The 19,078-nt window shown below is 69.0% G+C and carries 20 protein-coding genes; 14 read left to right on the plus strand and 6 right to left on the minus strand.

The annotated features are described in order from the left end of the window. The first annotated feature begins 5 nt into the window (after positions 1-5). The 14 genes from HLB44_RS07825 (at position 6) to HLB44_RS07890 (ending at position 13,063) form a co-directional block, all read left to right on the plus strand. The gene (locus HLB44_RS07825) at positions 6-512 is read left to right on the plus strand and encodes a UTRA domain-containing protein (RefSeq protein ID WP_173121983.1); all 507 of its coding nucleotides are present in this window, start codon (positions 6-8) and stop codon (positions 510-512) included. Next, the gene (locus HLB44_RS07830; RefSeq protein ID WP_173121984.1) at positions 509-1,225 is read left to right on the plus strand and encodes a chitinase; all 717 of its coding nucleotides are present in this window, start codon (positions 509-511) and stop codon (positions 1,223-1,225) included. Before HLB44_RS07825 ends, HLB44_RS07830 begins: the two co-directional genes overlap by 4 nt. Next, positions 1,219-2,325 carry a beta-propeller fold lactonase family protein gene (locus tag HLB44_RS07835; protein WP_173121985.1) on the plus strand — a complete coding sequence of 369 codons (1,107 nt, stop codon included), beginning with the start codon at positions 1,219-1,221 and terminating at the stop codon, positions 2,323-2,325. Before HLB44_RS07830 ends, HLB44_RS07835 begins: the two co-directional genes overlap by 7 nt. 261 nt (positions 2,326-2,586) lie before the next feature. Beyond that, positions 2,587-3,288 carry a hypothetical protein gene (locus HLB44_RS07840; protein WP_173121986.1) on the plus strand — a complete coding sequence of 234 codons (702 nt, stop codon included), beginning with the start codon at positions 2,587-2,589 and terminating at the stop codon, positions 3,286-3,288. Beyond that, positions 3,285-3,683 carry a hypothetical protein gene (locus HLB44_RS07845; RefSeq protein WP_173121987.1) on the plus strand — a complete coding sequence of 133 codons (399 nt, stop codon included), beginning with the start codon at positions 3,285-3,287 and terminating at the stop codon, positions 3,681-3,683. The genes HLB44_RS07840 and HLB44_RS07845 overlap by 4 nt, the downstream gene beginning before the upstream one ends. Before the next feature lie 19 nt (positions 3,684-3,702). Continuing rightward, complete coding sequence (locus HLB44_RS07850) at positions 3,703-6,003, plus strand: type VI secretion system Vgr family protein (RefSeq protein WP_173121988.1); 2,301 nt, start codon at positions 3,703-3,705, stop codon at positions 6,001-6,003. Continuing rightward, entirely contained in the window at positions 5,993-7,282 is a 1,290-nt protein-coding gene (locus tag HLB44_RS07855; RefSeq protein ID WP_173121989.1) for a hypothetical protein, read from the plus strand. The genes HLB44_RS07850 and HLB44_RS07855 overlap by 11 nt, the downstream gene beginning before the upstream one ends. A 30-nt stretch (positions 7,283-7,312) precedes the next feature. Further along, positions 7,313-7,546 (plus strand): hypothetical protein, encoded by a 234-nt coding sequence (locus tag HLB44_RS07860; RefSeq protein WP_173121352.1) that lies wholly within the window; start codon positions 7,313-7,315, stop codon positions 7,544-7,546. Positions 7,547-7,565: 19 nt separating this feature from the next. Then, positions 7,566-8,657 carry a DUF2169 family type VI secretion system accessory protein gene (locus tag HLB44_RS07865; protein WP_173121990.1) on the plus strand — a complete coding sequence of 364 codons (1,092 nt, stop codon included), beginning with the start codon at positions 7,566-7,568 and terminating at the stop codon, positions 8,655-8,657. Next, on the plus strand, positions 8,654-9,766 hold the full coding sequence (locus HLB44_RS07870) for a beta-ketoacyl synthase (protein WP_173121991.1): 1,113 nt from the start codon (positions 8,654-8,656) through the stop codon (positions 9,764-9,766). The genes HLB44_RS07865 and HLB44_RS07870 overlap by 4 nt, the downstream gene beginning before the upstream one ends. Then, positions 9,763-10,881, plus strand: a complete 1,119-nt coding sequence (locus HLB44_RS37755) for a DUF4150 domain-containing protein (protein ID WP_281375121.1) — start codon at positions 9,763-9,765, stop codon at positions 10,879-10,881. The genes HLB44_RS07870 and HLB44_RS37755 overlap by 4 nt, the downstream gene beginning before the upstream one ends. Continuing rightward, positions 10,866-11,807, plus strand: a complete 942-nt coding sequence (locus HLB44_RS07880) for a type VI immunity family protein (RefSeq protein ID WP_173121992.1) — start codon at positions 10,866-10,868, stop codon at positions 11,805-11,807. Before HLB44_RS37755 ends, HLB44_RS07880 begins: the two co-directional genes overlap by 16 nt. A gap of 3 nt (positions 11,808-11,810) precedes the next feature. Continuing rightward, positions 11,811-12,593, plus strand: a complete 783-nt coding sequence (locus HLB44_RS07885; RefSeq protein ID WP_173121993.1) for a hypothetical protein — start codon at positions 11,811-11,813, stop codon at positions 12,591-12,593. Then, positions 12,590-13,063, plus strand: coding sequence for an FxLYD domain-containing protein (locus HLB44_RS07890; RefSeq protein WP_173121994.1), 474 nt, complete (start codon positions 12,590-12,592; stop codon positions 13,061-13,063). Before HLB44_RS07885 ends, HLB44_RS07890 begins: the two co-directional genes overlap by 4 nt. Before the next feature lie 70 nt (positions 13,064-13,133). Here the strand turns inward: HLB44_RS07890 and HLB44_RS07895 are convergent, their stop codons facing one another. The 6 genes from HLB44_RS07895 to HLB44_RS07920 all read right to left on the minus strand — a co-directional run bounded on the left by HLB44_RS07895 (position 13,134) and on the right by HLB44_RS07920 (position 19,047). Further along, positions 13,134-13,313, minus strand: coding sequence for a hypothetical protein (locus tag HLB44_RS07895; RefSeq protein WP_173121995.1), 180 nt, complete (start codon positions 13,311-13,313; stop codon positions 13,134-13,136). 237 nt (positions 13,314-13,550) lie between these two features. Further along, positions 13,551-14,321: an ABC transporter permease gene (locus HLB44_RS07900; RefSeq protein ID WP_173121996.1), complete on the minus strand. Its 771-nt coding sequence runs from the start codon at positions 14,319-14,321 to the stop codon at positions 13,551-13,553. Then, a complete protein-coding gene (locus HLB44_RS07905) occupies positions 14,321-15,130 on the minus strand; it encodes an ATP-binding cassette domain-containing protein (protein WP_173121997.1) in 810 nt (269 codons plus the stop codon). The genes HLB44_RS07900 and HLB44_RS07905 overlap by 1 nt, the downstream gene beginning before the upstream one ends. Then, positions 15,127-16,170, minus strand: a complete 1,044-nt coding sequence (locus tag HLB44_RS07910; protein WP_173121998.1) for an ABC transporter substrate-binding protein — start codon at positions 16,168-16,170, stop codon at positions 15,127-15,129. Before HLB44_RS07910 ends, HLB44_RS07905 begins: the two co-directional genes overlap by 4 nt. Before the next feature lie 54 nt (positions 16,171-16,224). Next, a complete protein-coding gene (locus tag HLB44_RS07915; RefSeq protein ID WP_173121999.1) occupies positions 16,225-18,225 on the minus strand; it encodes a putative bifunctional diguanylate cyclase/phosphodiesterase in 2,001 nt (666 codons plus the stop codon). A 15-nt stretch (positions 18,226-18,240) separates the two neighbouring features. Beyond that, positions 18,241-19,047, minus strand: a complete 807-nt coding sequence (locus HLB44_RS07920; RefSeq protein ID WP_173122000.1) for a type 2 periplasmic-binding domain-containing protein — start codon at positions 19,045-19,047, stop codon at positions 18,241-18,243. Positions 19,048-19,078: the final 31 nt, after the last annotated feature.

The raw sequence follows: 19,078 nt of genomic DNA on the forward strand, positions 1-19,078 counted from the left end.
AGGCCATGGACGCCGCCGTGGCGTGGTTCGAGCCAGCCGCCACCGACGACTCGCGCGGCGGCTGGCCGGGGCTGGACGACGGCTGGCTCGGCGATGGCAGCGCGCGCTGGCTCGACGGTGGCGTGGCCGAGGCGACCGACGAGGAACGCAGCGCGCTCGCGCTCGACCCCGGTGCGTGCGTGCTGCGCGCCCGCTGGCTGCAGCAGCGCGGCGGGCGGCCGCTGGCGCTGATCCGCCGCAGCTTGCCACCCCCCGGCGGCGCGCCGGTGCTGGCGCCGGCGGTCGCGCGGCTGATGCTGACCCACGCCGGCCCGCCGGCCGCGCGCTCGCTGCAGCGCGCGAGTGCCACCACCGCCGACGCCGACGAGGCCGCGCTGCTGCGGCTGCGGCGCGGCGCGCCGCTGCTCGTGCTGCGCCAGTGCCGTTATGGTGTCGACGGCCGGCCGATCGAGGTGCGCGCCGCCTTCTGGCGCGCTGAATCCGCCACTGTCCTGATGGAGCTGCGACGTTGAAGTTTCCTGCCTGCCTTTGTGCACTCGCCGCCGCCGCCGGCCTCGCCGGCTGCGGCACCCCGCGCTCGGCCGCGCCCGATGCCGCGCCGTTCCTGCCCACGCCGGCGCAGTTCGAGCGCCTGTTCCCCGAGCGACTGCCGTTCTACGGCTACGAGGGCTTTGCCGCCGCGGTGCGTTCGATGCCCGGCTTCGCGTCGACCGGGCCTGAAGCGCTGCGCCGGCGCGAGATGGCGGCCTTCCTGGGGCAGATCGCGCACGAGTCCGACCGCCTGCGCGCGCTGCGCGAGTACGCGCGCGAGAACTGGGACCACTACTGCCGCAGCGGCGGCGGCGACAGCTGCGCGCCGGGCCGCCAGTACTACGGCCGCGGGCCGATCCAGCTGTCGTGGAACTACCAGTACCGCGCGGCCGGCCAGGCCATCGGCGTCGACCTGTGGAGCGAGCCCGACCTCGTGGCCACCGATCCGAAGATCGCCTGGCAGACGGCCCTCTGGTACTGGATGACGCAGCCCGGCCCGGGCCGCATGACCTCGCACGCGGCGATCGTCGATGGCTTCGGCTTCGGCGAGACGACGCGCAGCATCAACGGCGCGCTGGAATGCGACAAGCCTGCCGACGAAGCGGTGCAGCGCAAGCTCGCGCGCCGCATCGGTTTCTACCGCGAGGCGGCAGCGCTGTTCGAGGTCGACGTCGGCGAGCGGCTGGCGTGCTGACCGCCTACGTCGGCACCTACGCGCCCAACGGCGGCGGCATCCACGCCTTCGGATTCGAACCCGGCGCGCCGCCGCCGCCGCTGGCAGGCGAGGCCCGGGTGGCCGACGGCGACAGCCCGAGCTGGCTAACGGCCAATGCCGCTGGCACGCGGCTGTACGCGGTGCACGAGCTGCACCGCGCGCCGGGCAGCGGGGAGGGCCGCATCAGTAGCTACGAGATCGGCGCCGGCGGCCGCCTGCGGCGGCTGGGCTGCACCAGCTCCGGCGGCGTGCGGCCGGTGCACCTGAGCCTGCATCCGGGCGGCCGCCACGCGTTCGTCGCGCACTACGACAGCGGCGATGTCGCGGTGCTGGGCGTCGACGGCGACGGCTGCATCGGCCCGCTGCTGGAGCGGCGCGCGCTGGCCGAGGCCTGCGGCAACGACGCGCGGCCCGGTCCTGCGCAGGCCGCTCGCGCGCCGCGCGGCAGCTTCGCCTGCAGCGGCCACGACGCGCCGCACGCGCACATCGCCGTGCCCGACCCGAGCGGCCGCTTCCTGCTGTGCACCGACCTCGGGCTCGATGTCCTCGTCGCCTGGCGCTTCGACGCCGGGCGCGGCCGGCTCGAGGCGCCGCGCGCCGTGCGCACGTCGTCCGGCGCCGGGCCACGCCACCTCGTCTTCCACCCGCACGATCCGACGCGGCTGTACCTGCTGAACGAAGAAGCGTCGACGCTGGCCTGGTTGCGTTTCGACGGCGGCGAGCTGCAAGCGCTGGGCGAGGCCAGTTGCCTGCCCGCGGCCTATGCCGGCACCGCCTATGCGTCGGACCTGTGTTGTTCGGCCGACGGCCGCCACCTCTACGCGCTGAACCGCCTGCACGACAGCATCGCGCACTTCACGCTGGCGCCCGACGGCACGCCGCAGCTGCAGGGCACCGAGTGGTGCCGCGGCAGCTACCCGCGCACGCTGCGGCGCGTGCCGGGCGGCGGCCTGGTCGTCTGCAACGAGCGCAGCGATCACCTGGCGTGGTTTCAGATCGGTGGTGATGGCACGCCGCGGTTTGCGGGGCACTACACGGGCGTGGGTGGGGCGGCGTCGGTCGTCTTCGTCGGGACGTGACTCGGCGCGGTCGTCTGCCACGAGACGCCCCGATCAACGACCCCTAATCCCACAAAGCAGCGGCAGCACTTTGTTGCAGACCCGCCGGTAACCCCCGGGCATCATTTGTAAGTTCGACGAAAACAGCCGGATTCACCGGCCCGTCCTGGGGGAGTTCCATGTTCAGCAGAGGCGCACGCTCCGGCGTGGGCGCAGCCGTGCCCGCGCCGATTCCGATGGCGATCGATCCGTGTTCATGCCAGCGCGCACGCGGCTGCCGCCATGCCTGACTACGCGCTCGGCAACGCGCCGCCGCGCGCGCAATCGGACATCGGCTCGGGCCCCTGGTGCTCGGAGCAACAGACGGCGCGCTTCCTGCTGTACAAGCGCGCGCTCGAAGCGGCGCTGGACACCCACGCCCTGACGCTGTCGCCCGGCCCCGACGCGGTGCGCCACATGCGGCACTACCTGAACAACACCGGCCAGGACTTGCCGGTGGACGTCGCTGCGCTGATGGACCGGTCGGCGCAACTGAGCAAGCAGTACGTCAGCGAGCTGGCCGACGCCCAGGCCTTCGCGCAGACGCTGGCGGTGGGCCGGCATCACATCCACTCGACGCGGCTGGCCCAGGGCTACTTCCGCCAGAGCCAGGACGCCAACCTCTTCTTCGCCATCGGCGGCTACTCGTACTGGGGCCAGGCCAGCGTCACCGTGGCGGACGACGAGCAGGCCGGCAAGCGCTACGAGATGGACTTCAGCTTCGAGTTCTTCGACCGCTACAACTGGGACGGCGGCAAGCAGGTCACGCTGGCCGGGGTGATCATCACCGACGCCTTCATGCAGAACTTCCACCGCCAGTGCTACGCGCGCGAATACGACCTGCGCGGCACGCTGACGCAGCGGCTGCGCTGGGCGCACGGACATCCGGCGCAGGGGGTGCACGCCCGCTCCACGCAGGCGTCGGGCACGCAGGCGCGGCCATGAGTCAAGTCGTGCAGCGCTGGCTTGTCGCCTTGCTCGTCGTGCTGCTGGCCGCTTCGGTCGGCTTCAACCTGCTGCTCTATCCGAAGGCGCGCCAGCACACCCGCCTGGTCGCCGTGAGTTGGGGTGACGGCCCGGGCGCGCCCGCGCTGTATGGCGCCTATGTCTGGGTCGACGGCGACGCGCCGCAGATGCGGGCCTTGCTCACCGTCTTCATCGACCGCCCGAGCCTGTGGGCCAGCTATGAACACGAGACGCGCGTGCTCGGCCCGGTCGACAGCCCCGAACAGGCGGTGCAGCAGTGGGGCCGGCTGCGCTGGGATGGCGAGGGCCTGCACGTCGGCATCCCCCCGCGCGCCGTGACGATCCCGGCGTCCGAACTCCAGCGGCACCGCTAGCGCCCACACGCCACATCACATGAACCACGCCGACTTCAAAGCCCTCACGCTCGCCGACCAGCACCACCGCTTCCTGCGGATGTGCTTTCCGAAGGGGGACGGTCCCGCCGCAGTGCTGCTGCCCCAGGAGCTGCAAGCCTTCGAGTGCATCGGCCGCGACTTCGAGTTCAGCGTGCAGGTCATCTCCGACGACGCCAGCCTGGAATTCAAGGGCCTGCTCGGCCGCATGGTCACCGTCTCGCTGCACCGGGAGGACGGCAGCCGGCGCCATTTCAACGGCTACGTCTTCGGCTTCAGCCTGCGCGAGGTGGATGGCGGCCTGGCCCATTACGACATGCTGCTGCGCCCGTGGGTGGCCTACCTGGCGCTGCGGCGCGACAACTACCTCTTCCACGGCAAGACCCTGTGCGAGCAGACCGCCGAGATATTCGCGGACTACCCGCAGCACGACTGGGAGTGGCGCGTCAACGTCGACGACCCGGCGATGACCGACGCCTGCCAGTTCCAGGAGAGCGACCACAACTACCTGCACCGGCGCTGGGAGGCGCTGGGCCTGCACTACTGGTACGAGCACCGCGAAGACGGCCACACGCTGGTGCTGTGCGACGACAGCCTCGTGCACAGTGCGCCGGTCGATGGCGAGCCGACGATGAAGTGGCAGGCGGAGGCCGGCAGCCGCGAGGACGACGGCGTGTTGCGCTTCAATCCGCTGCGCACGGTCGCCGCCAGCCGCTACAGCCTGGCCAGCTTCGACTTCAAGAACCCGCACCCGCGCCTGACCGACACGCCCACGCTCAACCAGCAGGGCGACGTTCCGGCCCTCGAGGTCTACGACTGGGGCGGCGCCTACGGCTTCAAGGACGCAGGCGACGGCAGCCGCGTCAGCCGCCTGCGCATGGAAGCGATCGAGGCCCATGCCAAGCGCTTCGAGGCCCGCAGCAACGAGCGCTGCGCGCAGCCGCACCGGCACTTCACGCTCACCGGCCACTACGAGCACGGCGGCGAAGATGCCCAGTTCCTGATCCTGCAGGTGCAGCACCACGCGCGCAACAACTACGCCAGCTTGGGCGCCGGCGGGCCGGCTTCGCACTACGAGAACCACTTCGTGTGCCTGCGCAAGAAGATTCCGTGGCGCGTGCTGCCCGGCTTCAACAGCACCGAGCCGAAGATCTTCGGCGTGCAGACCGCCATCGTCGTCGGCCCGGCGGGCGAGGAGATTCACACCGACGAGTACGGCCGCGTGCGGGTGCAGTTCCACTGGGACCGCGTCGGCGCGTTCGACGAACGCTCATCGGCCTGGGTGCGCGTGGCCAGCCTCTGGGCCGGCAGCAACTTCGGCGGCATCGCGATCCCGCGCATCGGCCAGGAAGTGGTGGTGCAGTGGCTCGATGGCAATCCCGACCGGCCGCTGATCACCGGCAGCGTCTACAACCAGGCCAACATGCCGCCTTGGGGCCTGCCGGGCGCCCAGCGCCAGACCGGCCTGCTGAGCCGCTCCACGCCGGGGGGCGGCTACGGCAACGCCAACGCATTGCGCTTCGACGACACCGGCGGCCAGGAAGAAGTGTGGCTGCACGCCGAGCTCGACCAGCGCATCGAGGTCGAGCGTGACGAGAGCCACTGGGTCGGCCGCGACCGCACGAAGACCATCGACCGCGACGAGACCGTGCACGTCAAGCACGACCGCACCGAGACCGTCGACAACGACGAGACGATCACGGTCCATAACAACCGGACGGAGCGGGTCGATCACAACGAGAAGATCAGCATCGGCGACAACCGCACGGAGGATGTCGGGCAGAACGAGACCATCTCCATCGGCGCCAACCGCACCGAGGACGTGGGGCAGAACGAGACGATCAGCATCGGGCAGAACCGCAGCGAGACGGTGGGGCAGAACGAATCGATCAACATCGGCCAGAACCAGAGCGTGACGATCGGCGACAACCGCTCGGTGACCATCGGCGGCATGAAGACCGAGACGGTGGCCAAGGCCAAGGCCGAGAGCATCGGCCTGGCCAAGGCGCTGAGCATCGGCGCGGCCTACCAGGTCTCGGTGGGCGGCGCGATGAACACCACCGTCGGGCTGCTCCAGGCCGAGCAGGTGGGCATCTCCAAGGACGTCAAGGTCGGCACCAGCTACACCATCACCGCCGGCAGCGAGTTCAAGATCGTCGTCGGCGCCGCGAGCTTCACGATGCGCGCCGACGGCACGATCACGATCAGCGGCAAGGACATCGTGCTGCAGGCCTCAGGTGACATCACCGGCAAGGCCGACGCGAACATCGCACTGAAGGCGACGCAGATCGATGCCAACTAGCACCGCCGGCGCCCTGGCCCACGGCACCCTCGATCGCCTGGCCGAGCACTACACCGACAAGCTGGGCCTGAACTGGCGCCGCCGCGCGAAGCTGCTGGCCTCGCCCTGCAGCGACTTCGCTGACCTGGCCGACTGGGACGCGCGGCTCGATGTCGCGCTGGAGGCCCTGCGGCTGCTGGGGCCTACCGCGCAACAGCACATGACACGCTGCCTGAACCTGCCCATCAATGCGGGCGAAGCGTTCGCCTTGCTGTGCCATGCGCTGCGCTCGGGACTGGCCGGCCTGGCGCAGGCCACGTCCGCCGTGGCGCGCAGCTTGCCCGGACTGCACGGCGCGCTGGTCGCCGCAATGGAGTGGAGCGAAGCCACGCCGCTGTGGCTGCAGACGGCCGCGTCGCTGCCGCTGGCCGCGCGCTTCGATCTGCTGGCCACTCGCCATCGCGACGCGCCGCAACTGCTGGCCGCGGCCTTCGATGCGCTGCGCGCCGAAGGCCCGGCGTCCGAGGCGTTGCCGGCGGCGCTGCGTTGCCTGCGATACCAGGGCGATGCGGCGCTGGCACAGGCAGCCGTTCATCACCTCGACGCCGGCAACAGCGACCGGCTGCGCCGCGTCGCAGCGCAAGCGGTGCTGGCACTGGCGCCCCCGGACCTGCATGCGCCGGCCGTCACCGCGCTGCTGGCGCTGGTGGAAGACGAAGGCCCACAGCGCGAGGCCGCCGCGCGGTGCCTGGCCTTGCACGCACCGGCGTCTCTGTTCCCACTATTGACCGCGCTGCGGCAGCGCCCGGGCGGCGAAGCCACCACGCGCCTCTACCTGCAGTCGCTGGGCTGGGCGGGTGACATGGGCGCGGTGCCGCGCCTCATCGAACAGCTCGATCACCCGTCGCACGCCCGGATTGCTGCCGCGTCGATTCGGCAGCTCACCGGCCTGGACCCGGTGCGCGACGGCTGGCAGGGCGAAGCGCTGGTCTCCGGCGTTGCGCCGGCCGACGATGCCCAGTCGTCGACGATCCCGCCACCCGATCCCGACGCGGGCCTGCCCTGGCCGTCGCGTCCCGCGTTCGTCGCGCTGTGGCGTCACGCCCGTGCTCGCTTCATTGGTGCGCCGACGTGGCTCGGTGGCCGTCCGGCCACGGCCGGGCACCTGCACGACGTGCTGCGCCACGGTCCGCTGGCCTGGCGACCGCTGGCGGCAGCGCGCCTGCAGCGCCTGGGCGGCGGTGCGCTGCTTCCCACCCGACTGCCGGCGCGGGCCCAAGCCGCGCTGATGTCGACCTGATCCCGACCTGGATTGCCCCGAGGACCTGCCGTGGACCGAGACCCCGTCACCACCCTGCGCGAAGTCGCGCCCAGCAGCGCCGCGGAGCCGAACGTCGTGCACGCCGACGTGGTCGTCGAGGCGCGCAACAGCCTCACGCTGCGCTGCGGCAAGTCCAGCATCACGCTGCATCCCAACGGCAAGATCGTGCTGCGCGGCGAATACATCCTGAGCGATGCCGAGGGCATCAACCGCATCGCCGGCGGGCAGATCGAACTGAACTGAGCCGGCCCGCCTAGCAGCGATGTGGAGCGTCGACAACAAGACCGCCTATGCGGCGGCGGGCGGATGGATCCGCGACCGTGACGGCGCCGAGGTGTGGATCGTCGCCATCAAGGCCACCTACGACATCCTGCCCGGCGGCACGCTGCGTCTGGCCGATGCGCAGGTGCCCGTGCACCGGGCCGCGCTGCCGCAGCCCGGACTGCAGAGCCTGCTCAGCGACACCGACCTGGGGCCGCCGCGCCCGGCCACCGACGTGCTGCTGGTCGGCTGCGCGCATGCACCGTCGGGCGAACCGGTCCAGGAGCTCGATGTCGCCTGGCGTGTCGGACCGATCAAGCGCCGCGCCCGCGTGGTGGGTGACCGCAGTGTTGGACACGGCTTGCTCGGCGGCGCACTCGGCGGCTGGTTCGCCGGCTTGCCCAGAGGCACCGAAGCCTTCGAGCGCATGCCGCTGACCTGGGAACGCGCGCAGGTCGACGCCGACGCCAACCCCATCGGCTGCGGCCGCACCCCGGGCAACGACGGCCGGATCGCACTGCCCAACGTGATGGCACCGGGGCGGCCGGTCGTCCTGCCGGGCAGCAGCGCCCGGCCGATCGGGTTCGGGCCGATCGCCAGCCACTGGCAGCCGCGCAACCGCCATGGCGGCACCTACGACAAACATTGGCAACACACGCGCAGCCCGCTGCTGCCCGAAGACCTCGATCCGCGCCACTGGCAATGCGCCGTGCCCGAGCAGCAGGCGAAGCCGCACCTGCGCGGGGGCGAGCCGGTGGCTTTGATGAACCTGACGCCTGCGGGCTTCGCGCCGGACGGGCGCGTGGCCTTCACGCTGCCGCGCCTGTCGCTGTCGTTCGAGACGCGCTTCTACGACGGCAGCATCGAACGCAGCCGGTCGGTCATCCATTGCGTGGTGCTGGACACGCATGACCGGCCGCGACTGAGCGTGGTGCATCACATGAGCCTGCCGTGCCACCCGAAGGTGAACCTGCTGGATCGGACGATCGTGCGGGAGAAGCGCAGGCCGTTGGATCGGCCATGGCAGGCAAACGACGCGGCCGCCGCGGCAGGCGCCTTCGACGGCCTGGCCGGCGCGGTGGAAGCATCGTGAACGCTCCGGCTGCCATCGTCGGCGCGTCGTGCCACTTCGCCTCCGCGCCCACGCTGCCGCTGGCCGACGTGGCGGTCCGGGCGCCGCTCGCTCTGCTGAGTCGGCATCCGTTCTTCGTCGATCGGGGTGGCATGCGTGTGCGCGTCAACGCGGTGTTCGATCTGGAGCCGGAGTTCAGTGCCAAGCGCTGGTGCACGCTGGCCCGCGCCGCACTGGGCGAGCTGGCCGACACGCTGGCCGTGCAGGGCTTGCTTCCGAAACGCAGGGGATCCTGCGCACTCTGGCTCGTGCTGCCGCCCGGCGAACGCGCCGGCGTGCCGGCCGACCTCGCCGACCGCTTGCGCCTGGCGCTGCAGGACGAGCGTTTCGGCTGGACCAAGGTTCACACGATGCGTGGCGGGCATGCCGCAGGTGTTCACGCGTTGCGCCAGGCTGCGCAGGCCGACGGCTCCCTGGGAGTGGTGCTGGGCGTTGACTGTTGGGGCCACCCTCACGCGCTGCAATGGCTCGAAGAACACGGCCTGCTGCACGGAGCGCATGCGCTGCATGAGGCGCGCTTTCGGCCGAACCCCTACGGACGTGTGCCCGGCGAAGCCGCCGCGGCTGTCGCGATCTTGCCAGGCGCAGGCCGGCGGGCACGGTGGGGTCGCACCACGGTCTCCAAACCCGCTGCGCCGCCATGGGCCATGCTGAGCGGATCGGCGCTGGCGGAAGAAGGCCACACCTGGGACGCATCCACGCCGTGTCTCGGCGCCGGACTGACGAGGGCGGCGCTGGGCGCATTGGACGCAGCGCGGGTGCCCGTCGGGGCAGTGCAACACGTCAGCACCGACCTCAACGGCGAACCCTACCGCACCGACGAGTTCGGATTCACGGCACTGCAGCTGGCGGCGCGACTGGCGCCTGGATGGAAGCGCAGTGCGCACACGCTGGTCACAGGCGACGTCGGCTCGGCCAGCGTCGTGCTGCAGACGGCCCTGGCCGCGTACTCGATGTACCGGGAGCGCGATCCGCGCAGCGCTGTTGCCACGCGGCTCATCCTCAGCACTTCTGACGACACGCTGCGCGCGGCCCTGGCCCTCACTTCTGCACCGATCAGCGTGCCATGACGATCACCATCAATGTCAACGGCCTGACGCTGTGTCACCGCGCCAGCGAGGGCATCAGCCGGAACACCCTTCCCGACGTGTGCAAGACGCCACCCAAGGGCGTCCCGATTCCGTACGCGAACATCGCGTACTCCAAAGACCTGGCCAAGGGCACCACGACCGTGTTCGCCGACGGCGGCAACATGATCGCCAACTACGGCAGCATCTTCGCCAAGAGCATCGGCGACGAGCCGGGCTCGATGGGTGGTGTCAAGTCCGGCACGCATCTGGCCGAAGCCGACTTCATCAGCCACTCCTTCGACGTGTTCTTCGAAGGCAAGGCGGCATGCCGTCTGACCGACAAGATGTTCATGAATCACCGCAATACGGTGAATCTGGCGGGACTGCTGCAGCCGCACTTGTCTGGATACACCGGCAATGACCTGACCATGAAGGCGGCCTGCGAAGTCTTCTGCACCGTGCGGCAGGAAGGCATGGACGCCAAGTCGAAGACCCCTCCGGACAAGCGCTTCGACTACTCGAACCGGGCGCGCGAATTGTCCGAGAAGCACAGCGGTCTCTCCGGGCTGGCCAAGGAGGGAAAGTTCCTGCACGCCACCAAGATCGGAGGCCTTGCGGACAACGCGGCCAAGGCAGCCGGCAAGGCCGCCGTCGGTCTCGACGCGATCAAGAGCAGGCTGATGAAGACGGCACTGGCTACCGCTGCTAAGAAAACCGGCGAGAAGTTCGCTCGCAGCGCCGGGCGGCGGCTCATCATGAAGTTCATCCCAGGCTTGAACGTCCTCAGCACCGCGGCCGATGTGATAGAGATCGGCATGGCCGCGTACGATGCAGTGCAGGAGGTCGGGAAGCTGCTCCAGGCCTACGATTCGAGCAAGTTCAATACCTACGAGATCAAGCCCGACTTGGCCAAGGTCGATCCGGTGACCGGCAAGCCGACCGAGATCTACGACTACAAGTTCGATCGGCCTGGCATGGTGGATGGGAACGGCGACAAGGTCGGTTCGTACAAGGACAAGTGGCAGGATGGACAGAAGGAGTTGTACGACGATGCCGTTGGCAACGAAAACGTCCACCAGGTGAACAACAAGGAGTGCAAATGCAAGTCAAAGTAGGTCAGGAGTCACTTGTGGGCAGCGAATACGACAAGCTGCGGCAGTTCAACGAGGTATGGGAAGGCCGACGGCTCTTCACCGCATGCATCGAGTTCATGCTCTGGTATGAACTCGCCGAGAACGTCGAGAACGGGCGAGGCCTGCCGGAGTCGGAGAAGAGCTATTGGGCAATGGTCGACGCCATTCGCCCACGAATCACCTTCTATGCCACCGGAGTCGATGGCCAACGGCGCAAACTCAAGAAGGACTCATTCGACCTATTTCCGCACACCTTGCGCTTGACCGAGCCGAACAATATCGCCGGACGCAACATGATCACCATGTTGCAGGGCACCGAAGACGACGAGTCCGACGTGTTCTTGCAGGGCTACCTGTGGGAGTGTTGCTTCCAACGATTCGGTCTGCGCATTGAAGAGGTGATGAACGACCCCGAAGCCTTCGTTCAGCGGTGCGTACAGGTCGTAGCGGGCATCAAGTTCAAGTCCGGCATCGGGGGGTTCTCGATGAATTACGAGGACGTGTATATCAACAGCAACATCCACCTGTGCGACCCCATCGTCGGCCGCTTCCCCGGAGTGAACGTCATCAACCCCTGGCGCTACCGCGACCTCGACGGCGTACCGACGGTCAACTGGCTGACCCTGGTGAGCACGGCGGATCTCGCCCGCCTGGGCGGCTGGGACGCCGTGGCGGCACAGGTGAAGGCACCGATCGTGATGCACCGGTTGCCGCATGGGGCCTTGCTCCAGGCCGGCCCCAGGCCACTCCTTGGCGACGTGAACGAGCAGGAACGACTGGATACCTACCATGAGGTCGGCAGGCTGCTGGCTCCAGTCAGGTCCACGACTGAAGTCCAGTCAAAGCTCGGTGGAGGCCGGCTGGAAGCCACACGTTGGATGCATCGCTTCTTCAGACCGCAGGCATAGCGAATGGCCATGAACGACTTGCCGTTCAGCACGGAGCTGAACCTGCCCCGCGAGCCCTTCTCAGGCCACGTGCGCTTGCTGCTGGTTCCCCTGCCGGAGGGCGAACCGCCCTCCGTGGACTTGGCGCTCGAGTACAACGGCACTCGCAGCGTGCTCGCGCTTTTCGGTGCGGCGGTCAACGCGCAGATGTTCAATCGCAGTGACGACGTGGTGTCGGCATGGCGGGCCGATCCACCGTCCATCGAAGCGCGAACGTTCGGGATCGAACTACAGGCCCGCGTCGAGAACCTTCCCCTGTACGCCTGGGCCCATCTGCTGGCGCTGCTGCGCAAGAACCACGACGCGCTGGAGCCGCTGCAGTCGGCGAGCATCACCGCCGAGGGCGCGCACGGCGAGCTGCCGGTTGGCGATGTGGTCAATGTCGTGCCGCAGGACCTGCGCGCCGACGAGCCGCCGTTCGAGTGGGAAGCCGTCGGCGCCGAGAAGTCGCGCAACATCAGCCTGGAGATGTTGTTCCGCGACCCGGTCGAACCTGGCGTGCACGAGCGGGTGGAGGACGATCTGTCGGTGTGGTTGCAGATGATCATCCTGGGCGCGTTCGACCTGGAATTCGAAGAAGCGGACGACCTGGATCCGCTGGGCACTGTCAAGTCCACGTCGCCCTACCGCATCGAGTGCTTCGTTCCGTACTACACGGGCGATATGTCGGGCTTCGTGGCGTTGGAGAACTGGTTGCGGCACATGCACCGACAAGGCCAGGCCCTCGAAGAGGCGGGCCTGCAATGAAACGCCCGCTTGCTCGCAGTTGGATCGGCCGCGGCTTCCTTATCGGCCTCGGAATGGTGGTGCCGTTGGCAATGGCCGCTCTCCTGAACGAGGTCATGAGCATGGCCATGTTCGAGCTCTCGTTCAAGGAGCGCATCTATCGCGCCGTGAGGGACGCCAGCGGCAACCTGCATCCCATCGGGGACCTGCGTGTGTTGCCGTTCGAGCGCGTGAAACACGGCGATGGGGAGACGACGCTGCGCGGTGCCATCGAGAACACGGGCGACAGGACGATCGCGACGTTCGAAGTCGAGGTGGAATTCTTCGATCAGGAAGCGAAATTCCTTGGGGAGTGCACGAAGTCGTTCCGCACGCAACTCGTGCCCAAGCATGTCGAGAACGTGCTGGTGACGTGCGGTGGCAGGTTCGATGGTCCGATCCCCGAGCATGTCTCGTTCAAGGTCAGGGCCATCCAGGCCACCTCCCTTTGAGCCGCAGCCGACTCACGGCACGGGAGCGCGCGCCGAATCGGTCGTCATCGCGGGAATGACGAGTCCGGCTTCAGCGCTCGAACACCCAGCCCAAGCCGAGTGACCACCACGCCGGCGCATCGTCGTCCATGCCGCGGGCGCGGCTGAAGTCGACGTTCAGCGCAGGCGTCAGCGCCCAGCGCGCGCCGGCCCGCCAGTAGTCCGTGCGGCCTTCCCGAAAGCCCTCGCCGACGAACGACCAAGCCGTCACTGGCGTCCATTCCAGCGCAGCACCCGCGCGCGCACTGTCAGCCTCGTGGTGCCGGAAATCGCGCCCGACGTTGACATGCAAGCGACCGCATGCCGCCGGTTTCCCGATCGCCCCAAACCTCCACCTGGCACTGCCCCGGCTCGAGCAGCGCGGCATCGTCCACCCCGTGATGGCCGCCGGCGGCATGGGCCGTTGATCCGAACCCGCCGGCCAGCAGCACGAGAAGGAACCGCCGCTTCACGCGTTCCCCTGCGACCCCCGGTGCGCCCACCCCGTGATGCGCTTCTCCAGCACCGAGAACAGCTCGTACATCCCCATCGCCATCGCGCCGACGACCACCAGCCCGGCGAAGGCCAAACCCATCTGCATCGCAGAGCCGGCCGAGACCAGCAGGTAGCCGATGCCTTCGTTGCTGGCGGTCATCTCGCTGACGGTGGTGCCGACGAAGGCCAGCGTGATCGCCACCTTCAGCGAGCCGAAGAAGTACGGCATCGAGCGCGGCAGGCCGACCTTGACCAGCACGTCCCAGCGCCTGGCGCCGAGCACGCGCAGCACGTCTTCCAGCTCGGGCTCGAGCGTCGCCAGGCCGGTGGCGATGTTGACGGTGATCGGGAAGAACGAGATCAGGAACGCGGTGAGGATCGCCGGACCGATGCCGATGCCCAGCCAGACAACGAGGATCGGCACGAAGGCGGCCTTGGGCAGCGCGTTGAATCCGGTCATCAGCGGATAGATGGCGGCATAGGCCAGCCGCGAGCTGCCGATCAGGAAGCCCAGCAGCACGCCGACGACGATGGCGATCGCGAAGCCGGCCATCGTGACCCAGTAGGTGCGCCACGCGTGCTTGGCGATCTCGCCCTTGAATTCGACGAACTGCGCCCAGATGCGCGCCGGGCTCGGGAAGATGAACTCGCTGACGTTGAAGGCCGTGCAGATCAGCTGCCACAGCACGATCACCGCCAGCAGCAGCGCCCACGGCGCCCAGGCTTCGAGTTGCCGCGGCTTCATCACGACGCCGCCTTCGCGAAGACGTTGCGCACCGCGCCGATGTGGCCGCGCAGTTCGTGCACGATGTCGGTGAACATGGCCGAGTAAGTAACTTCCAAGTCGCGCGGCCGCGGCAGCTCGATCTCGCGCCGCACGACGAAGCGGCCCGGGCTCTTGCTCATCACGTACACGGTGTCGGCGAGGAACACGCTCTCGCGCAGGTCGTGCGTCACGAGGATCACGTTGAAGCGCTGCGCCGCCTGCAGGTCGCGCAGCGTGCACCACAGCTCTTCGCGGGTGAAGGCGTCGAGCGCGCCGAAGGGCTCGTCGAGCAGCAGCATCTTCGGCTCGTGGATCAGCGCGCGGCAGATGCTGGCGCGCTGCTGCATGCCGCCGGAGAGCTGCCACGGAAACTTGTCCTCGTAGCCGCCTAAGCCCACGTTCTGCAGCAGCGCGCGCGCCTTGGCCTCGTACTCGGCGCGCTTGTGCTTGAAGCTCGACCGGTACGGCTCGACGATCTCCAGCGGCAGCATCACGTTGCGCACCGTCGTGCGCCAGGGCAAGAGGCTCGGCGCCTGGAAGGCCATGCCGGTGATCTTCAGCGGCCCGGTCACCGCGTGGCCGGCGATCGTGATGGTGCCCTTGCTCGGCCGCTTCAAACCAGTGGCCAGCTTCATGAAGGTCGACTTGCCGCAGCCCGACGGGCCGACGATGGCAATGAATTCGCCTTCGTTGACTTTCAGCGTGATGTCCTCGACCGCGAACTGGCCGGCGTCGAGCAGTTCCTCGTTGTAGGCGAGCCAGACCTTGTCGAACTCGACGAAGCTCACTTCTTGGAGCCGGCGAAGATGTCGCGCTCCTGCGGCGTCGGCAGGAAGCTGCCGTTCCAGATCACATCGGGGTCGATGCGGCCTTTCGTCGTATAAGCGTCGGCGACCTGGCTGGCCATCAGCGCGAGGCGCGGCGGGCTGATGTTGCCGAAGCCTTCGCTGCGTGCGTCCTGCGTGGCGATCGCCGACTGGATGGCCAGGCGCAGGCGCCGCTCTTCCAGCTCGGCATTGATGATGCCGTCGCGCTCCTTGACGATCGCGACGCCGGCCTTCGGGTTGTTGACGATGTCCTTGGCCGCCTTGCTGAAGGCGCGCAGGAAACCCTTCACCGCCTCGGGCCGCTTCTTCAGGAATTCTTCCGACACGATGATCGCGTTGCCGTAGAGCTTGACGCCGAATTGCGGATAGGCCATCACCGCCACGTCCTCGGCCTTGACGCCGCGCGCCTCGAGGTTCAGCAGGCTCGTGAAATAGAAGCCGGTGATCGCGTCGACGTCACCGCGGGCGAGCATCGTCTCGCGCAGCGGCGGGTCCATGCTGATCCAGTTCACCGCGCCGATCGAATTGGCCTTCTGGAAGATCGGAAAGCCGCGCCGGCCGGCGTCGAAGACCGGGGCGCCGAGCTTCTTGCCGGTGAGGTCCTGCGGCTTCAAGATGTTGCTTTTCTTCAGCGAGAACACCGCCGCCGGCGTGTTGTTGTAGACCATCATCACCGCCACCGGCTTGTTCGGCGCGGTCGGGTTGTTGGCATGGAATTCCATCAGCGCCGCGAGGTCGGCGAAGCCCATGTCGTAGGCGCCCGAGGCGACGCGGTTGACGGCATTGCCCGAGCCGCTGCCGGCATCGACGGTGACGTTGAGCTTCTCGTCCTTGAAGTAGCCCTTGGCCACTGGCCACAGGAAGAACGCGGCCGGGCCTTCGAAGCGCCAGTCGAGCTGGAACCTGATCGGCGTGTCCTGGGCCTGCACGGGCAGGGCGGCCGCGAGCGCGCTCGACAACAGCAGGGCAGCCAGCGTGGTGCGGCGATGCAGCAGGGGCATGGAAGAACTCCTCGACGTCTGTGGTTATGGATGCGTGTTCAGTTGCGTGCGTGCTCAGCTGCGCGTTGCGTCGACCAGCAGCCCGCCGCGCACGATCAGCTCGAACTCGGCCGCCGGCTGCGGCCGCGCGAGCAGGAAGCCCTGCAGCGCAGTGCAGCCGATGCCGCACAGGAACTCGCGCTGCGGCTCGGTCTCGACGCCCTCGGCGACCACCGCGATGCCGAGCGCGCGCGCCAGCTGCACGATCGCGCGCACCAGCACGCGGTCGTCCTCGTCGGCCGGCAGGTCGCGCACGAAGCTGCGGTCGATCTTGATCTTCGAGGGCCGCAGGTGCTTGAGGTACGCCAGCGACGAATAGCCGGTGCCGAAGTCGTCGACCACCAGCCGCAGGCCCAGCGCATGCAGCCGCTCGACGATGCGCTGCGTGGTCTCGGTGTCGGTCATCAGCACGCTTTCGGTGAGCTCGATCTCCAGCTCGTCGGGCTGCACGCCGAAATCGGCCATCGCCTGCGTCAGCGTGTCGACCAGCCGGTGGTGGCGGAACTCCAGTGCCGAGACGTTGACCGCCACCGTGCCGAAATTCAGCCCGGCCGCCTTCCAGCGCGCGATCTGCGCGCAGGCGGCGCGCACGGTCCAGTTGCCGAGTTCGCTGATCAGCCCGCTCTGCTCGGCCGCCGGGATGAACTGCAGCGGCGGCACCATGCCGCGCACCGGGTGCATCCAGCGGATCAGCGCCTCGCAGCCGAGCACCGTGCCGCCGACCGCGGCGACCAGTGGCTGGTAGTGCAGCACGAACTCGTCGTGCAGCAGCGCGTACTGCAGCTCCTTCTCCAGCCGCAGCGTGGCCTGCAGCTGGCTGTTGAACTCGCTGCGGAAGAAGCTGTGGCGGGCGCGCCCCAGGCGCTTGGCCGCGTACATCGCGGTGTCGGCGTGGCGCAGCAGCTCTTCGTAGTCGGCCGCATCGTCGGGGAAGAGGGCGATGCCGATGCTCGCCGACACCGAGGCCTCCTGCTCGCGCACCGTCATCGGCGCCTCGATGGCCTTGAGCAGCCGGTCGGCGGTGGCGGCCACCTCGTCCCAGGTGTGCGCGTCGTGCAGCAGGATCGTGAACTCGTCGCCCGAATGGCGGCAGACGACGTCGGATTCGCGCACCGTCGCGCGCAGCCGGCCGGCCAGCGCGATCAGCAGATCGTCGCCGGCGGCATGGCCGAGCTGGTCGTTGACCGACTTGAAGCGATCGAGATCGATGAACAGCAGCGCCAGCTTGCCGTTGTCGCGCCGCGCCGCGGCCACCGCCGCCAGCGTCAGCTCGGCGAACAGCGTGCGGTTGGCCAGGCCCGTCAGCGGGTCGTGCAGCGCCATCGTCTCGAGCGCCGCCTTCTTCGATTCGAGCTCGGAGAACAGGCCGTGGATCTGGCCGTGCACTTCGTTCAGGTGCTGGCCGAGCTCGCCGAGCTCGTCCTCGCCATGCCACTTCAGCGGCGCCAGCTCGGCGCGGTGGGCGATGGCGCTGGCCTGCTGCTTCAGGCGCTGGATCGGGCGCAGCAGCCGGCGGTAGAACACGCCCAGCAGCACCGCGGTGGCCAGCAGCACCTGCAGCGCGACGAGCTGCAGCGTTCCCGCGCGGCGCGCCGAGAGGATGCGCTCGATCTCGCGCTCGTCGAAGCGCAGCTCCAGGTCGGCCAGCACCTCGCCTTCGCGAACGATTTCGGTGCGCATCGGCTGGCCGGCGTCGCCGGTGATGCCGGGGCGCTTCAGCACGATCGGCGGTGCCAGCGGGCGCCGCTCGGCCAGCCGCACGGCGAGCACCGAAGGCTCGTCGAGCGTGCGCTTCAGCGCGGCCTGCACCTGGTTGCTGTCGATCGTCCACAGCGGTTCGACAAGCACGTTCGAGGCCATCACCATCAGCGCCTGGCGGTGCTGCTGGATCAGCGGCTGCTGCACCTCGCGGATCAGCCGCTGGTCGACATGCCACAGCGCCGCCGCCGGAATCAGCACCGCGGCGGCGATCGCCAGCAACACGGTGGTGCGGATGGACAGGCGGGGCCAGTACATGCGCTTCAAATGGGGTCAGCGCTCGGCCAGCGCGCGGTTCAGGCGCTCGACCACGGCATCGGGCACGGCCCGGTTGCAGTACAGGTGCCGCTGCTGTCCATCCGGCACGCCGGCCAGCGTGAGCAGCTGCAGCTGCGCGCCGACGGTGCCGAGCTCGGACAGCAGCGCCTCGCCCTCCTCGGGGGCGATGATCATCCATGCGGCGCGGCCGGCCTCGACCATGCGTGCCATCTGCGCGCTCTCGGCCGACGTGCGGCGCACGCTCGCCGGGTGCTGGGCGATCGCGCCATCGAGCAGCGGGCCGTAGGAATAGCCCTCCTTGACCAGCAGCGGCAGTGCCGCATCGGCCAGCAGCTCGGCCGGCGCGCGTGCGCCGCTCCAGCCGCCGTCGCGCCGCGCCAGGGCCATGAAGGGCCGGTCCTGGTACAGCGGCAGGCTGAAGCGGCCGAGCTGCTCGCGCTCGGGGTTGCGGAACCAGCCGAGGCCGCAGTCCAGCGTCGGGGCGCTGCCCTGGATCAGCACCAGCTGGCGCTGGCTCGGTGTCTTGACCCACTGGAACGGCAGCTGCGCACGCTGCAAGGCACGCACCGCCGGCGCGACGAGCAGCCCCTGCGGCTGGCCGTCGGCAGCGGTGTACGAGTACGGCGGCCGTTCCTGGTAGTGCAGCGTGATCGGGGCCTGCACGGCGGGCTGCGCCTGGGCCGCGGCCATCGGCACCTGGGCCGTCGCCACCGGCACCTGGGCCGTAGCCACCGGCACCTGGGCCGTAGCCATCAGCACCAGGCCGGCCGCGGCAGCGCCGGGCAGAGGGGGGTACTGCAACGTTCGCATCGTGTCCGCAGTCGCCCGCTGG

Source organism: Pseudaquabacterium terrae (genome assembly GCF_013266755.1).
Lineage (GTDB): Bacteria > Pseudomonadota > Gammaproteobacteria > Burkholderiales > Burkholderiaceae_C > Pseudaquabacterium > Pseudaquabacterium terrae.

Coding starts and splice junctions, on each gene's coding strand:
- HLB44_RS07900 (WP_173121996.1), bottom strand. CDS start 14,321: ATGAAGCCGCGGCAACTCGAAGCCTGGGCGCCGTGGGCGCTGCTGCTG.
- HLB44_RS07915 (WP_173121999.1), bottom strand. CDS start 18,225: ATGTACTGGCCCCGCCTGTCCATCCGCACCACCGTGTTGCTGGCGATC.
- HLB44_RS07845 (WP_173121987.1), top strand. CDS start 3,285: ATGAGTCAAGTCGTGCAGCGCTGGCTTGTCGCCTTGCTCGTCGTGCTG.
- HLB44_RS07890 (WP_173121994.1), top strand. CDS start 12,590: ATGAAACGCCCGCTTGCTCGCAGTTGGATCGGCCGCGGCTTCCTTATC.
- HLB44_RS07880 (WP_173121992.1), top strand. CDS start 10,866: ATGCAAGTCAAAGTAGGTCAGGAGTCACTTGTGGGCAGCGAATACGAC.
- HLB44_RS07865 (WP_173121990.1), top strand. CDS start 7,566: ATGTGGAGCGTCGACAACAAGACCGCCTATGCGGCGGCGGGCGGATGG.
- HLB44_RS07825 (WP_173121983.1), top strand. CDS start 6: ATGGACGCCGCCGTGGCGTGGTTCGAGCCAGCCGCCACCGACGACTCG.
- HLB44_RS07885 (WP_173121993.1), top strand. CDS start 11,811: ATGGCCATGAACGACTTGCCGTTCAGCACGGAGCTGAACCTGCCCCGC.
- HLB44_RS07910 (WP_173121998.1), bottom strand. CDS start 16,170: ATGCCCCTGCTGCATCGCCGCACCACGCTGGCTGCCCTGCTGTTGTCG.
- HLB44_RS07850 (WP_173121988.1), top strand. CDS start 3,703: ATGAACCACGCCGACTTCAAAGCCCTCACGCTCGCCGACCAGCACCAC.
- HLB44_RS07855 (WP_173121989.1), top strand. CDS start 5,993: ATGCCAACTAGCACCGCCGGCGCCCTGGCCCACGGCACCCTCGATCGC.
- HLB44_RS07840 (WP_173121986.1), top strand. CDS start 2,587: ATGCCTGACTACGCGCTCGGCAACGCGCCGCCGCGCGCGCAATCGGAC.
- HLB44_RS37755 (WP_281375121.1), top strand. CDS start 9,763: ATGACGATCACCATCAATGTCAACGGCCTGACGCTGTGTCACCGCGCC.